At 65.3% G+C, this 15,329-nt stretch carries 13 protein-coding genes; 10 read left to right on the top strand and 3 right to left on the bottom strand.

From position 1 onward, the window contains the following. Positions 1–6: 6 nt before the first annotated feature. The 3 genes from cysE to AC5Y4D_RS19780 are packed head-to-tail and all read right to left on the bottom strand — an operon-like array spanning position 7 to position 2,922. On the bottom strand, positions 7–702 hold the full coding sequence (gene cysE / locus AC5Y4D_RS19790; RefSeq protein WP_500038010.1) for a serine O-acetyltransferase: 696 nt from the start codon (positions 700–702) through the stop codon (positions 7–9). Between the two features lie 2 nt (positions 703–704). Then, positions 705–1,637 carry a cysteine synthase A gene (cysK, locus tag AC5Y4D_RS19785; RefSeq protein WP_499945773.1) on the bottom strand — a complete coding sequence of 311 codons (933 nt, stop codon included), beginning with the start codon at positions 1,635–1,637 and terminating at the stop codon, positions 705–707. 10 nt (positions 1,638–1,647) lie between these two features. Then, positions 1,648–2,922, bottom strand: coding sequence for a thioester domain-containing protein (locus AC5Y4D_RS19780; protein WP_500038009.1), 1,275 nt, complete (start codon positions 2,920–2,922; stop codon positions 1,648–1,650). Between the two features lie 362 nt (positions 2,923–3,284). On the opposite strand from AC5Y4D_RS19780, the gene AC5Y4D_RS19775 reads away from it, so the two are divergent. From AC5Y4D_RS19775 to AC5Y4D_RS19730, 10 genes are all read left to right on the top strand, one after another. Continuing rightward, complete coding sequence (locus tag AC5Y4D_RS19775) at positions 3,285–4,208, top strand: family 2A encapsulin nanocompartment shell protein (protein ID WP_499945776.1); 924 nt, start codon at positions 3,285–3,287, stop codon at positions 4,206–4,208. Beyond that, complete coding sequence (locus AC5Y4D_RS19770) at positions 4,195–6,087, top strand: family 2A encapsulin nanocompartment cargo protein cysteine desulfurase (RefSeq protein ID WP_500038008.1); 1,893 nt, start codon at positions 4,195–4,197, stop codon at positions 6,085–6,087. Before AC5Y4D_RS19775 ends, AC5Y4D_RS19770 begins: the two co-directional genes overlap by 14 nt. A gap of 244 nt (positions 6,088–6,331) precedes the next feature. Further along, positions 6,332–7,099 carry an MlaE family ABC transporter permease gene (locus AC5Y4D_RS19765; RefSeq protein WP_500038007.1) on the top strand — a complete coding sequence of 256 codons (768 nt, stop codon included), beginning with the start codon at positions 6,332–6,334 and terminating at the stop codon, positions 7,097–7,099. Between the two features lie 29 nt (positions 7,100–7,128). Then, positions 7,129–7,947, top strand: coding sequence for an ABC transporter permease (locus AC5Y4D_RS19760; RefSeq protein ID WP_499992581.1), 819 nt, complete (start codon positions 7,129–7,131; stop codon positions 7,945–7,947). 5 nt (positions 7,948–7,952) lie between these two features. Next, positions 7,953–9,221 carry an MCE family protein gene (locus tag AC5Y4D_RS19755; protein ID WP_500038006.1) on the top strand — a complete coding sequence of 423 codons (1,269 nt, stop codon included), beginning with the start codon at positions 7,953–7,955 and terminating at the stop codon, positions 9,219–9,221. Then, on the top strand, positions 9,218–10,258 hold the full coding sequence (locus tag AC5Y4D_RS19750) for an MCE family protein (RefSeq protein ID WP_500038005.1): 1,041 nt from the start codon (positions 9,218–9,220) through the stop codon (positions 10,256–10,258). The genes AC5Y4D_RS19755 and AC5Y4D_RS19750 overlap by 4 nt, the downstream gene beginning before the upstream one ends. Continuing rightward, positions 10,255–11,424 (top strand): virulence factor Mce family protein, encoded by a 1,170-nt coding sequence (locus tag AC5Y4D_RS19745; protein ID WP_500038004.1) that lies wholly within the window; start codon positions 10,255–10,257, stop codon positions 11,422–11,424. The genes AC5Y4D_RS19750 and AC5Y4D_RS19745 overlap by 4 nt, the downstream gene beginning before the upstream one ends. Continuing rightward, positions 11,421–12,725 carry an MCE family protein gene (locus AC5Y4D_RS19740; protein ID WP_500038003.1) on the top strand — a complete coding sequence of 435 codons (1,305 nt, stop codon included), beginning with the start codon at positions 11,421–11,423 and terminating at the stop codon, positions 12,723–12,725. The genes AC5Y4D_RS19745 and AC5Y4D_RS19740 overlap by 4 nt, the downstream gene beginning before the upstream one ends. Then, positions 12,722–13,846 carry an MCE family protein gene (locus AC5Y4D_RS19735; RefSeq protein WP_500038002.1) on the top strand — a complete coding sequence of 375 codons (1,125 nt, stop codon included), beginning with the start codon at positions 12,722–12,724 and terminating at the stop codon, positions 13,844–13,846. The genes AC5Y4D_RS19740 and AC5Y4D_RS19735 overlap by 4 nt, the downstream gene beginning before the upstream one ends. Continuing rightward, positions 13,846–15,324: an MCE family protein gene (locus AC5Y4D_RS19730; RefSeq protein ID WP_500038001.1), complete on the top strand. Its 1,479-nt coding sequence runs from the start codon at positions 13,846–13,848 to the stop codon at positions 15,322–15,324. The genes AC5Y4D_RS19735 and AC5Y4D_RS19730 overlap by 1 nt, the downstream gene beginning before the upstream one ends. Positions 15,325–15,329 lie beyond the last annotated feature (5 nt).

Here is a 15,329-nt window from a genome sequence, read left to right as displayed (position 1 = left end):
TATTCCCTAGATGGAGAAATCCTCGCCGTACCAGACCCCGGCCTCGGGGGGACGGATGACGCGTTCGGCCGCTTGGCCGTTGTGCTTGCCGGTGCTTTGCGACTCCAATCTGGCCACCCGGGTCAGCAGCGATTTGAGGCTGGCGCCGACCAGGTCGGGCAGTTTGGATTCGTCCTCGCTGGCGGGACCGGGACGGCTGACGATCTGCCCGGGTACCCCGACCACCACCGCGCTTGCCGGGACTTCCTTGACGACGACGGAGTTCGCGCCGATCCGGCTGTCGTCGCCGATCTTGATCGCGCCCAGCACCTTGGCTCCGGCGCCGATGGTCACCCGATCGCCGACCGTCGGGTGACGTTTCCCGGTTTCACTGCCGGTGCCGCCGAGGGTGACCCCGTGGAAAATCGTCACGTCCTCGCCGACCTCGGCGGTCTCCCCGATCACCACGCCGGTCGCGTGGTCGATGAACAGGCCCGGTCCGAGCACGGCACCCGGATGAATCTCGACGCCGGTCAGGATGCGGTTCACTTCGGCCAGCGTCCGGGCCAGCAGCCGCGCGCCGCGCAGCCACAACCAGTGGGTGACCCGGTGCCCCCACACGGCGTGCACGCCCGGGTAGGCAAAGACGACTTCCAGCACGGTCGGGTTGGCCGGGTCGCGGTCCCTGGCCGCCTTGATGTCGCGCCGGATCGCCGCCAGCATGGCTAGTCGCTCAGATCTTTGAACAGCACGGTGCTCAGGTACCGCTCACCGAACGACGGCAGCACGACGACGATCAACTTCCCGGCGTTCTCGGGTCGGCGGGCCAGTTCGAGGGCGGCCGCGACCGCAGCGCCGGAGGAGATACCGACCAGCAGTCCTTCCTCCTTGGCCAGGCGCCGGGCCAGGTCGAGGGCGTCGTCGTTGTCGACCGTGATGACCTCGTCGACGAGGCCCATGTCCAGCACCGCCGGGACGAACCCCGCGCCGATGCCCTGGATCGGGTGCGGTCCCTTTTGACCGCCGGACAACACCGGCGACGCAGCCGGCTCGACGGCGACGAACTGAACCGATGGCTTGCGCTCTTTGATGGTCTGCGCGACACCGGTGATGGTGCCGCCGGTTCCGATCCCGGAGACGAAGATGTCGATCTTGCCGTCGGTGTCCTTCCAGACCTCCTCGGCAGTGGTGACCGCGTGCACGGCAGGGTTCGCCGGGTTTTCGAATTGCTGCGGAATGAAGTACCGCTGATCGGTCTTGGCGAGTTCCTCGGCCTTGGCGATGGCACCGGGCATGCCTTCGGATCCGGGAGTGAGGATGAGTTCGGCGCCGTAGGCGCGCAACAGGATTCGCCGCTCGATGCTCATCGTGTCCGGCATGGTCAGCACCAGCTTGTAGCCGCGCGCCGCGGCCACCATCGCCAGGGCGATACCGGTGTTTCCGCTGGTCGGCTCGAGGATGATGGTGTCCTCGTTGATCAAGCCCGCCTGCTCGGCCGCATCCAGCATCGCCACGCCGATGCGGTCTTTCACACTGCCCGCCGGGTTGAACGATTCGAGCTTGGCGACGACGTCGGCCACCGCACCGTCGGTCACCCTGCGCAGTCGGACCAGCGGTGTGTTGCCGACCAGTTGTGTGATGTTCTCCGCGATGCTCATCTGCCTTCTCTCAAATGTCGGCCTTCGGAAAGGGCCACGTCTCGTCCCAGCTGATGTCGAATTCGATGGTCAGTTCGGTGGGCACGGTCAGGGCGACCGGGGTGAACCGCTGAGCTGGTTCTTCCATGGCCACACCCGTCAGTACCCGTCCGCCCCCGATGTGTGGGGTGGACGCGGTCAATGTTATTGCGGATGCGCCGGGGATGCGACGAAGGTAGAAATCCGTTCCGGGCTGAACCGCACCGTCGAAGGTGAAGCCGTCGGCGTCGACGATGCCGTGCGGGTCCTCGGCGTCCAGTCTCATCGGGACGGCCACCTGGAACGGCCCGATCAGCTCGGGTTCGACGAGGGCGTCCGCATCGACGAGCGGTGCTAGGTCGGCGTCGCGGGGCGCGGCATACGCTCCCGCGAGCAGGTAGTTATACAGGTGCACGATGCGGTCGGCATTGCGGTGGTGCCGGGACCCGCTCAGCCAGAAATCCACCTGATCGATGGTGGGCGCATTGTGCGCTGCGCTGATCAGCCGGTAGTAGCGGTAGCCTCGTCGGCCTCTGCCGTGGCTGCTGGTCGAGACCGTGCTGCCCACGCCGAGCGTGCGCCGATATCGGCCTTTGCCCGGGTCGATGGTCAGCCGGGAGCCGGACACCGGCTGCCATGTCCGGCCGTCTACCGACTTCTGCAGCTCGACGGCGGCGGGATGGTCTGTTGTCGCCGACAACGAGAAGCCGCCGAGTTGAGGGTGGCCGTCGAATTCGAAGGTCAGCGCCGCGTCCGAGCGATGCACGGCGATCGGCGCGTTGAGTGGCCGGGTGTCCAAGGACAGACCGTTGGTGAAGTACCAGATCGCGGCCTGCGTGCCGGCGATGGCTTCGTGTTCGCTGATGTTGGCCGGCCCCATCGGATAGCCGGCCGCCCGTAGTTGCTCGCTGAGTTCGGCGACCGAGCGCAGTGGGTAGGAGTGACGCAAGATCCAGTCCACTTCGGCTTCACAGTCCCGGGCGTGCAGGTGCGGCAGCGCCGACCAGGTGTCCAGCCGGTACCGCGACGGCTGGTGCGGGGCGATGCCGGTGAAGTCCAGCGAGTACGCCCGCAGGTTCGGGTTGAGCCGGATCAGGTCGGTACGCGCGGTGGTCCCGTCGGTGAACACGATCCGGTCGACGGTGTGGGAGTAGGTGCCGCCTCGGTACCGCATCATGCGGCTGGGCTCGGCGGTGGGGCGCACCCGGACGCGACGACGGACAGCCAACTCGGGTAGCGCACGGCTGGGGGCAGACAGCAAAGTCATGGGCAGGTGATCTTTCCGAGGAATTCGAGCCGCGCATCACCGGGCCACAGGGCGGTCTGTCACAACCGCGGGCGGGGGAGCGCGAGGATTACTGCGGGCTCAGAAGATCAACAACAACAAGACGGCATGCCAAAGCAGCGCGAGGGAACGAGGCGCGGCTGGTAGGCCTGTTGCATGCGTCCCACTATAGGGCATCGCCCTTTTCCGACCATTCGGTTCACGCGTGGTTAAAGGTTTGTGTGCGATTGCCGGGTCACTTACTCTCGGCGGGCGCCAGGCTTCCCGGTACGGCAGGATGAGCCTGGCTCGATTGAACTCATACAGATATTCAGCGTGATCGGACTTTGCGAGGAAGGACGACGATGACTACGGCTCAAAACGAGTCTCAGTCCCTGGGCGATCTTGCTGCCCGGCAGCTTGCCAATGCGACGAAGACTGTTCCCCAGCTTTCCACGATCACGCCGCGGTGGCTGCTGCACCTGCTGGGCTGGGTGCCGGTAGAGGCCGGCATCTACCGAGTCAACCGGGTGGTCAACCCCGAGCAGGTCGCGGTCAAAGCCGAGGCCGGAGCCAGTATTGACGAGCCGCTGCCCGAGACCTACGTCGACTACGAGACCAGTCCGCGCGAGTACACGCTGCGCAGTATCTCGACGCTGCTCGACGTCCACACCCGCGTCTCCGACCTGTACTCCAGCCCGCACGACCAGATCGCGCAGCAGTTGCGGCTGACCATCGAAACGATCAAAGAGCGTCAAGAGTCCGAACTGATCAACAACCCGGAATACGGTTTGCTGGCTCAGGTGACTCCGGAGCAGACCATCCAGACTCTGGTCGGCGCCCCGACCCCCGACGACCTCGACGCGCTGATCACCAAGGTGTGGAAGACGCCCAGCTTCTTCCTGACCCACCCGCTGGGCATCGCCGCGTTCGGTCGCGAGGCCACCTACCGCGGTGTGCCGCCGGTGGTGGTGAGCCTGTTCGGCGCGCAATTCATCACCTGGCGGGGCATTCCGCTGATACCGTCGGACAAGGTGCCGGTCGAGGACGGCAAGACCAAGTTCATCCTGGTGCGCACCGGCGAGGAACGCCAAGGGGTGGTGGGCCTGTTCCAGCCCGGTCTGGTCGGGGAGCAGGCGCCCGGCCTGTCGGTGCGGTTCACCGGCATCAACAAATCCGCGATCGCCACCTACCTGGTCACGTTGTACACGTCTTTGGCTGTCCTGACCGACGACGCGCTTGCCGTGCTCGACGACGTCGCCGTGGACCAGTTCCATGAGTACAAGTGAGTACCGCTCGGTAGACGCCGAAAGCGAATTGCCGGTCAGCGCTACGGAACTCGCCGTGCTGGCCAGCCAGCTGTACGCGGCCAGCATCCGCCCGGGACCCGACAGCCCACCGCAGACCTCGCCCGTCGCCCCTCGCGGGAATGTGCCGGATACGACGGCTGCATCGTCTGCGGCACGAACGGTGATCGGCACGTCTGACCCGCTGACTTCCGGCGTGCCGGCGTTGGCGCTCTCCGACATCTATGTCCCGGCGCCGAGCTCGCCGGGACCGGAGGCCATACCGCCGCAGGCGGTGCCAGTGGCTCCGCGCGGCAACCTGCCGGATTCGACGGCGGCACCGACGGCGGCCCAGGCCCCCGCGGCAGCAGGGGATCCGTACCTGCCGCCCGGCGTCGGTGACTTCAGCACTTTCGCCGTCCCGGCCCCGGGCATCGTCCCGACGGTGCCGGGCGTGCTGGCCGGTGCGTCACCAACCGTGCCGGTGGCCCCCCGCGGCTCGTCGCCGAGTTGGCCAGCCGAGGCGCCGTCGGTCGCTGACCTGCGCTGGTCCGACACACCGGTGCAGGCACCGGCCGGTGACGAAGCGAACTACTACTTCCTGACCCGCCCCCGAGACGCCGAGCCGGTACCGCAGTTGCCGGACGAGCACGAGGTTTTCGACGTCAACGCAGTGCGGGCGGACTTCCCGATCCTGCAGGAGACGGTCAACGGTAAGCCGTTGATCTGGTTCGACAACGCCGCCACCACCCAGAAACCTCAAGTGGTGATCGACCGGCTGGCGTACTTCTACGCCCACGAGAACTCCAACATCCACCGTGCCGCACACGAGCTGGCGGCGCGGGCCACCGATGCCTACGAGGAGGCCCGCGAGACGGTACGGCGATTCATCGGCGCGCCGAAGGTCGAGCAGAACATCTTCGTGCGGGGGACCACCGAGGCCATCAACCTGGTGGCCTACGCCTGGGGCGGGAAGCACCTGGGGCCCGGTGACGAGATCGTCATCACGCACTTGGAGCACCACGCCAATATCGTTCCCTGGCAACTTCTTTCGCAAGCCACCGGAGCGGTGCTGAAGGTCGCGCCGGTCGACGAGGCGGGCAATCTGCTGCTGTCGGAGTTCGAGGACCTGCTCGGCCCGAAGACAAAATTGGTTGCGGCGACCCAGGTTTCGAACGCACTCGGCACGGTGACGCCGGTGGAGAAGATCGTCGAGTTGGGTCATCGCTACGGGGCGCGGGTGCTGATCGACGGCGCCCAGTCGATCCCGCATCTGCCCATCGACGTCGCCGAACTCGGCGTGGACTTCTTCGCCTTCTCCGGCCACAAGATCTACGGCCCCACCGGAATCGGGGTGCTGTACGGGTCCGAGGAGGCGCTAGCCGAGACGCCACCGTGGCAGGGCGGCGGCAACATGATCGCCGACGTCACGCTGGAGCGATCGCTGTATCAGGGACTGCCCAACAAGTTCGAGGCCGGCACCGGCAATATCGCCGATGCGGTCGGCCTGGGGGAGGCGATCCGTTATATCGAGCGGGTCGGCATCGAGCGGATCGCGGCCTACGAGCACGCACTGCTGGAGTACGCGACACCCCGATTGGCGGACATCCCGGGAGTGCGCGTGGTCGGCACCGCTCAGGAGAAGGCCAGTGTGCTGTCGTTCGTGCTGGCCGGGCACGAACCACTCGAGGTGGGCAAGGCGCTGAACGCCGAGGGCATCGCGGTGCGTGCCGGACATCACTGTGCGCAACCCATCCTGCGCCGCTATGGTTTGGAGGCGACCGTCCGTCCCTCGTTCGCGTTCTACAACACCCACGAGGAGATCGACGTCTTCCTGCGGGCGGTCCGTCGCATCGCCGAAGGCGGCGCGAACGTAGGCTGAATCCCGCGCCCGCTCCACCCTTTCTTTCCGGCTGATTGCAAACCTCGGAACGCAATTGGGCGGCTCGTAAGCTGGCGACATGACTCTATCTGCATTCCGGCGGGGTGGTCCGCCGTCAGCTGCAGATGCCGTTAATGCATTGTCGGACAACGAATTACGCACCATCGCGACTCTTCGTGTGGCGTGGGCGTAATCGTGATGGGCCGCACGCACACATCGATCAATCCGGGGGGTGAGCAGAACCATGAACGCAACAACTTTCGCAAAGCCGATGAACGCGCTGGGTGAGTTCTTCAGTTTCTGCGCCGAAACTTTCCTGGTCCTGGTGCGACGGCCGTGGAACTGGCGGGAGATCCTCGAGCAGATCTGGTTCGTGGCCCGGGTCTCGATCTTCCCCACCATCATGCTGTCGATCCCGTACACGGTGCTGATCGTGTTCGTGCTGAACATCCTGCTGGTCGAGATCGGAGCCGGGGACCTGTCCGGGGCCGGCGCGGGACTTGCCTCCGTGACTCAGGTGGGTCCGGTGGTTACCGCGATGGTCGTCTCCGGCGCCGGCTCCACCGCCATGTGCGCCGACCTGGGCGCGCGCAAGATCCGCGAGGAAATCGACGCGATGCAAGTCATCGGCGTCAATCCCGTTCAGGCGCTGGTGGTTCCGCGCCTGATTGCCGCCACTTTCGTTGCGGTGCTGCTCTTCTCAGTCGTCTCGGTCACCGGTTTGGTGGGCAGCTACATCTTCGTGGTGTACATCCAGCACGTCACACCGGGAGCGTTCGTGGCCGGAATGACGCTGCTCGTCGGGTTGCCGCAGGTGGTGATCTCCCTCATCAAGGCAACGCTGTTCGGCATCTCCGCGGGATTGATCGCGTGCTACAAAGGGCTTTCGTCGGGCGGCGGTCCCGCCGGTGCGGGTAGTGCGGTGAACGAGACCGTGGTGTTCTCGTTCATGGCGCTGTTCTTCATCAACATCTTGACCACCGCGCTCGGCGTGAAAGTGACCGCCAAGTGACGGACACGACGTTCGACGAATCGACCTGGTTGGCCACCGTAGGCCCCAGGCTGAGCGCCTCGACCCGGAAGTTGGGTGAGCAGACCGCGTTCTACGGACGGTCGTTGGTCAACATCGTCGACGCGGTACGGCGTTACCCAGGTGAATTGCTGCGGCTGATCGCCGAAATGGGTATGGGCACAGGCGCGTTGGCGGTTATCGGCGGAACCGTCGGCATCATCGGATTCCTCACCCTGACCACCGGTGCCCTGGTCGCGGTGCAGGGCTACGACTCGCTGTCCAACATCGGCGTCGAGGCGATGACCGGCTTCCTGTCGGCGTTCCTGAACGTCCGGATGATCGCGCCGTGCACGGCCGGCTTGGCATTGGCGGCAACCATCGGCGCGGGCGCCACCGCGCAACTGGGCGCCATGCGGATCAACGAGGAGATCGACGCGCTGGAGGTGATGGGCATCCGCGCGATCACCTACCTGGCGTCGACGCGGATCATCGCCGGTGTCCTGGTTGTCATTCCGCTCTACGCGGTGGCGGTGCTGGCGTCGTTCATCGCGGCCAAGTTCCTGACCATCTCGGTCTACGGCCAGTCCCGCGGCGTCTATGAGCACTACTTCTCGACGTTCCTGCATCCCGTCGATCTGCTGTGGTCATTCTTGTCGGCGCTGACGATGGCCACCGGCGTGATGGTGGTGCACACCTACTACGGCTTCACCGCGGCCGGCGGGCCGGCCGGTGTCGGGGAAGCGGTCGGCCGGTCGGTGCGGTCCTCGATGATCGTCACAGCCTTTGTCTGCCTGATGATTTCGCTGTCCGTCTACGGCCAGCACGGCAACTTCAACCTCTCGGGCTAGCCGGTATGAGCGACGACAAATACCGAGGAGCCTCGAGGGCGAACAGGGTCCGCGCCAGCAGGGTCGATCCGATCTGGTACGCACCGATTCTGTTCCTGGTGCTCGCAGGCCTGATCGCGATGACCATGGGCATGTTCTCGGGCAAGCTCCAGCCCTCGGTCCCGCTGACCCTGGTGTCGGACCGCGCGGGACTGGTGATGGAACAGGGCGCCAAGGTCAAGTTTCGCGGCGTGCAAGTCGGCCAGGTCGAGGCGATCGGCACCGACGCCAAAAAGGCCAAGCTGAAACTGAAGATGCAACCGGACGCTTTCAAGTACCTACCCGGCAACGTCGAAGCAGAGATCAAGTCGACGACCGCGTTCGGCTCCAAGTACGTCGACTTGATCGCACCCGAGCACCCCAGCCCGGCCGGGTTGAAGCCCGGTGCGGTCCTGCACTCCCGGAACGTGACCGTCGAAGTCAACACCGTATTCGAGAATCTGCAGTCGCTGGTTCAGGCCATCGATCCGGCAAAGCTGAACGCGATCCTGTCGGCGTTCGCACGATCGGTGCGCGGCAAGGGTGATCGGATCGGGCAGGCGATCACCGACTCCAACAATCTGTTGCTGGCGGTCAATCCCCGGTTGCCGACAATCCACGAAGACTGGAAGCTGTTCGGCAGGACCACCGCTGTCTATTCCACTGCGGCGCAAGACATCCTGTCGATTCTCGACTCCGCGACCACGACCAGTGCCACCCTCACCCAAAACCAGCAGTCGCTGGACGCGATGCTGATGTCGGCCATCGGGTTCAGCCAGACCGGTATCAGCGTCATCGGCCGCAACGAAACCAACATCGTCCGAGGCATCAACCTGCTCGACCCGACCACCAGGCTGTTGGACATGTACTCCCCGACGTACACGTGCCTGTTCCAGGGTTCGCAGTGGTATGTGGAGCACGGCGGTCGGGACACGTTGGGCGGCAACGGATATTCGTTCATCATGGATGCGGGCTTGTTGTTCGGCGACGACCCGTACCGGTACCCCAAGCATCTGCCGAAGGTCAATGCCACCGGCGGTCCGGGTGGCAAACCCAGTTGCGGGTCGCTGCCTGACCCGAGCGCCAACTACCCGGTGCGTGCGCTGGTCACCGACACCGGATGGGGTACCGAGCCCAACGAGATTCGCACCAACCTCGCGGTAGGTAATCCCTGGTGGTCCAACTACTTCCCGACCACCAAGAACCCGCCGGAACCGCCGCGCTACTTCTACCGCGGGGGGCAACCGCCGCCATGAGTCAAGAGAAAAGACCCGGCACATTCAAACTCTGGGCACGCGTCGCAATGTTCACCGTGGTGTGCCTGGTGTTCACATTCGCTCTGATCACGGTATTCGGACAGTTCCGTTTCGAGGACCGCACCGACTATCACGCGGTGTTCACCAACATTTCCGGCCTGAAATCCGGCAACTTCGTCCGCATTGCCGGTGCGGAGGTCGGCAAGGTCGGCGACATCACCCTGCATCGCGACGGGACGGTCAGCATCGATTTCGCCGTCGACAAGGGTCTGCGGCTCACCGAGGGCACCCGCGCGGTGGTGCGCTACGAGAACCTGATCGGTGACCGTTTCCTGGCGTTGGAGGAGGGCGCCGGATCGCCGCACCGACTGGCGCCGGGTGGGACGATCCCGCTGGCACGGACATCGCCGGCCCTGGACATCGACGTGCTGATCGGCGGCTTCCGCCCGCTGTTCCGCGCGCTGGACCCCGAACAGGTCAACGCGCTGTCGGGCCAGCTGCTGCGGATCTTTCAGGGACAGGGCGGCACTCTGTCCTCGGTGTTGGCCCAGACCGCGTCGCTGACCTCGACGTTGGCCGGGCGTAGCGAACTGATCGGTGACCTGATCGCCAACCTGAACACCGTGCTGCACACCTTCGCCGCGCGCGACCACGAATTCTCCGACGGCTTGGACAAACTCGCCGAGTTCGTCGACGGGCTTTCGCAGCGTAAGACCGACATCTCCACCGGGCTGGCCTACGTCAACGCGGCAGCCGGGTCGATCGCCGATCTCCTTGTCCAGGCACGCCAACCGATTAAGGACGTGGTGGGCGAGACCGACCGCATGGCTGGGCAAGTCATGGCCGATCACGACTATGTCGACCACCTGATCCACAGCCTGCCCGACGTGTACCAAGTGCTGTCTCGGCAGGGCTTGAACGGCGACTATTTCGGTTTCTACTTCTGCGAGGTGCTGCTCAAACTCAACGGCAAGGGCGGCAACCCCATCTACGTCAAGCTGCTGAGTCAGCCCAGCGGGCGGTGCACACCGCAATGAGCCGTTTCAGGGGCAAGCCGGGCAAGAACCGCAGCCCGTTCGTCTTGGGGGTGATGGGCACGGTCATCCTGATCCTGGTGGTGTTCGTCGCCTTTCAGTACAACAAGCTGCCGTTCGTCAATGGCTACGACAACCACGCGGCCTACTTCTCCGAGGCCGGCGGCATCAAAGCCGGCAACCAGGTGCGGGTTTCGGGTGTCGGTGTCGGCCGGGTCTCCGACATCCGTCTGGAGGGCACCAAAGTCCGGGTCGGGTTCACCGTCCGCAAAAGCGTCGAGCTGGGTGATCGCACGGAAGCGGCCATCAAGACCGAGACCATCCTGGGCTCCAAAATGCTCGAGCTGACCCCGCGCGGCGGCGGACGGCTCAAGAACACCATCCCGCTGGAACGCACCACGTCACCCTATGACCTGCCGGATGCGTTGGGCGATCTGACAACTCAGATCAGCGGGCTCGACACCACCCAACTGTCCTCGGCCCTGACGACGCTGGCTGACACGTTGCGCGACACACCGCCCAACCTCAAGCCCGCGCTGGAGGGCGTCGCGCGATTCTCCGACACCTTGAACAATCGGGACGCCCAGCTGCGCAGCCTGCTGACCAATGCCAACAACGTTGCCGGCGTGTTGGGCCGACGCAGCCAGCAGATCGCCGGCCTGGTATCGAATTCCAACACGCTACTGGCGGCGCTGCTTCAGGAACGCAGCTCGATCGACGCGTTGATGAACAGCATCACCGCGGTCTCACACCAGATCTCGGGATTGGTCGACGACAACCGTGCACAACTCAAGCCGGCGCTGGACAAGCTCAACGGCGTGCTCGAAATACTCGACAACCGCAAGGAAGACATTCAGCGAACCCTGCCCAAGTTCAAGCGTTACGCGATGTCCTTCGGCGAGGTGCTGGGGTCGGGTCCCTTCTTCAAAGCCTATGTGGCCAACCTGATTCCGGGTCAGCTCAGCGGGCCGATCCTCGACTCCCGGATGTATGACCGGTATCTGGACCCAAACCAGCATCTTCCTTCGGAGGCGGTCGATCCGCCGACCGGATCTCCGCCCGTACCACCGGAACTCGCGCCCGTGCCGCTGTGGTCGCAACCCCCATCTCCCGGACCCGCCCCGGGCCCGCCGCCCGAGCCCGCGCCTGCCGCAACGGGGGCATCGTGACCATTCCCCCGAACGCGCGCAGCACAGTGCGCAAAGTCACCGGTGTCAGCCTGGTCGTGATCCTGGCGCTCGCGTCCTTTCTGGTCGGCAAACAACTGTGGAAACAAGTCGACAAGAGCACCTACTCCGCGTATTTCGCTAATGCGAACGGTCTTTTCGTCGGCGACGAAGTACGGATCCTCGGCGTCGCCGTCGGCACCATCGACAACATCGAGCCGCAACCGGCGAGCTCGAAAGTGACGTTCTCCGTGGACAAGCAGTACGCGATCCCGGCCGACGCGCGCGCGGCGATCCTGTCACCCTCACTGGTCACCTCACGGGCGATCCAGCTCGTCCCCGTCTACGCCGGAGGACCGAAACTAACTGCCGGAGCCTCGATCCCGCTGAGCCGCACCGCGGTTCCGGTCGAGTGGGATGATTTCCGCAAACAGCTGGAGAAGCTCACCGAATCCCTGCAACCGGGCCCTGGCGGAGTGAACTCGTTGGGGGAGTTCGTCAACTCGACCGCGGACAACCTGCGCGGCGAAGGCGACACTGCCCGCGACACCATCATCAAGCTGTCCGCGGCGCTTTCGGCGCTCGGCGATCACGCCGACGACATCTTCAGCACGGTGCGCAACCTGCAACTACTCGTCTCTGCGCTGTACTCCAGCAGCGATCTGCTGGCCGCGTTCAACCAGAACCTGGCCAGTGTCACCACGATCCTGTCCAACTCGCCCAACGAGGTCGCCAACGCGGTGCAGGGTCTCGACGGGGCGCTGGCGGATCTGCGCGGCTTCCTGGCGGAGAACCGGGAGTCGATCGGAGTGACCTTCGACCGGCTGAGCTCGGTGACGACGGCGCTGAACGACAGCCGCGCCGACATCAAACAGATTCTGCATGTGGTCCCGACGGTGTTCCAGAACTTCATGAACATCTACCAGCCCGCGCAGGGCGCGATGACGGGCATCATCGCGTTGAACAACTTCGCCGACATCCCCCAATGGATCTGCAGCTCAATCGAAGCGGCGTCACGGCGCGGACTGGACCGGGTTTCCAAGCTGTGCCTGCAGTACGTCGAGCCGATCATCAAGAATCGCATCTACAACTACATTCCGGCCGGGATCAACCCGTTCGTCGGGCCGCAGGCCCGCCCGGGTGAGATCACCTACAGCGAAGACAGGCTGCGCCCCGGCGGCCCACCCGCACCCGAGGCGGCCCCGCCGCCGCAACCGTTGCCCGCCGAGCAACCGGCACCGACGGTCGTCGATCCGAGGCTGGGGCTGCAGGGCCTGATGGTTCCGCAAGGACCGGCGTCATGAGGCGCGCCGTCATCGCGGCGCTCAGCGTCGCCTGCCTGTCCGTACTGCCCGGATGCGGCGACTGGCACGGGCTGAATTCACTGACGCTGCCCGGCACTTCCGGCGACGGACCGGGCTCTTACACCATTCAGGCCCAACTGCCCGACGTGGTGAATATCCAAGAGAACACCCGAGTTCGGGTGGACGACGTCAACATCGGCAACGTCACCAAGATCGAGGTCCAGGACTGGCACGCGCTGGTGACGATGCGGATCAACGGCGATGTCCACCTGCCGGCCAATTCCACAGCCAAGATCGGACAGACCAGCCTGCTCGGCTCGATGCACATCGAACTGGCACCGCCCAAGGACGAGCCGCCGGTCGGCCAGCTCGGGAACGGGTCGGTCATCCCGCTGGCGCACGCGAGCCTGTACCCGACCACCGAGCAAACCTTGGCCTCGGTGTCGATCCTGTTGAACGGCGGCGGCCTGAACCAGCTTCAGGAGATCACCCAGGCGGTCGCGAAGGCCTTCGCCGGCCGGGAGAACGACATGCGCAGCCTGCTGCGCCAGCTCGACGAGTTCATCGCCGGCACCAACGAGCAGACCGACGACATCATCGCTGCCGCCGAAAATCTCAATTCCCTGGCGGGTCAGTTCGCCGCCAAGGACGCGGTGGTGGATCGGGCCCTGACGACGGTGCCCCAAGCGCTCGCGGTGTTGGCCAGGGAGCGCACTCAGATCGCCGACGCGATCGACCAGCTCGGCAAGTTCAGTGCCATCGCCGCCGACACGGTTCGCCAGAGCAAAGAGTCCTTGGTGAACAATCTGCGTCAGATCGCACCGGTCTTGCGGCGACTTGCCGACGCCGGACCGGCGCTCACCAAGGGATTGGACGGGTTGGCGACCTACCCGTGGCCGACGTCGACGGTGACCAACTGGTTCCGGGGCGACTATGCCAACTTGACGATGATCGTCGACCTCACCTTGAGCCGCATCGACACCGGCATCTTCACCGGTTCCCGTTGGGAAGGCAATCTCACCCAGCTCGAGCTGCAGTGGGGGCGCACCATTGGCATGCAACCCAGCCCGGTCACCGGCGGGAACCCGCTGACCTTCCCTTACCACTTCGAGGGATACTGATGCTGCGCCTGAACCGAAAGACCTGGATCCAGCTGGCCGTGCTGTCGGTGGTGACGTTGATCTCCTGTGGCGCAATGGCATTCGACTACATGAAGCTTCCCGCGACGCTGTTCGGGATCGGTGAGTACAGCGTCAGCGTCGACCTGCCGCAGTCCGGCGGACTCTACGAGAACTCCGTGGTCACCTATCGCGGCACCGACGTGGGCCAGGTCAGGTCGGTCAACGTCACCGCCACCGGGGTGCGGGCGGTGCTGGCCATGAGGTCCGGCGTCAAAGTGCCGGCCGAGGTTCAGGCTTCGGTGCACAGCCGCTCGGCGATCGGTGAGCAGTACATCGAGTTGACCCCGCGGTCGGGCGGAGACGGACGACAATCCCGGCTGCTGCGTGCCGGCGACGTCATCCCCGCCGGCAAGGTCGACGTGCCCGTCGACATCGGGCGGCTGCTGGACATGACGAACCGTGCGCTGCAAGCGATCCCCCGGGAGAACCTGCGCACCGTGATGGAGGAGGCCAACCGGGGTGTCGGCGGGCTCGGGCCGGAGCTGTCCCGAATCGTGGACGGGTCAACGGCTTTGGCTATCGCCGGCGGCCGAACCGTGGAGCCGTTGTCGGCGCTGATCGACCAGGCTCCGCCGGTGCTGAACTCCCAGGTGCAGACATCGGACGCGATCGCCACCTGGGCTCATCGGACCGCAGCGATCACCGCGCAGTTCCAGGCGCAGGATGCGGCGCTGCGAGACCTGTTGACGCAGGGCAGTTCCGGTTTGGAAGAGGGTCGCGCGATGTTCGAGCGGGTCGCGCCCGCCGTGCCGGTGCTGTTCGCCAACCTGGTGAGCCTGGGTGACATCGCCTACGTCTACCGCCACGACATCGAACAGATCCTGGTCCTGTTGCCCCAGGGCATCGCGGTCATGGCGGGGTCCCTGGTGCCGAACGTCGGCACCAAACAGGACTACAAGGGCTTCTATCTGGACTTCAACCTCAACATGAACCTGCCGCCGCCCTGCACCACCGGCTTCCTGCCGCCCACGCAGCGGCGCTCGCCGGCCAGCGTGGACGCCCCGGACCGCCCGGCCGCGGAACTGTATTGCCGACTGCCGCAGGACTCCGAGCTCAATGTTCGTGGCGCGCGAAACATTCCGTGTGAGACCAAGCCATGGAAACGTGCGCCGACCGTCGAGCTGTGCGAAAGCGACGAAGAGTACGTGCCGCTCAACGACGGCTACAACTGGAAGGGCGACCCGAACGCAACCACCAGTGGGCAGGGAGTACCGCAATACCCGCTGGGGCAAGACCCGCGGCTTCCACCGCCGCGGGGCACCGCGCCACCGCCGTCGGCACCCGCGCCGATCGCGGTGGCGACCTACGACCCGGCCTCCGGCGACTACGTGGGTCCCGACGGACACCGCTACACCGAAGCCGATTTGGCGCACCCACGTGCCAAGAACTGGCAGGCGCTGCTGGTGCCGACATTCTAGGCACA

It is taken from the genome of Mycobacterium sp. NGS67, assembly GCF_059812185.1.
Note: the sequence above shows the minus strand (reverse complement) of the source record. Positions and strands in the feature narration are given on the sequence as shown.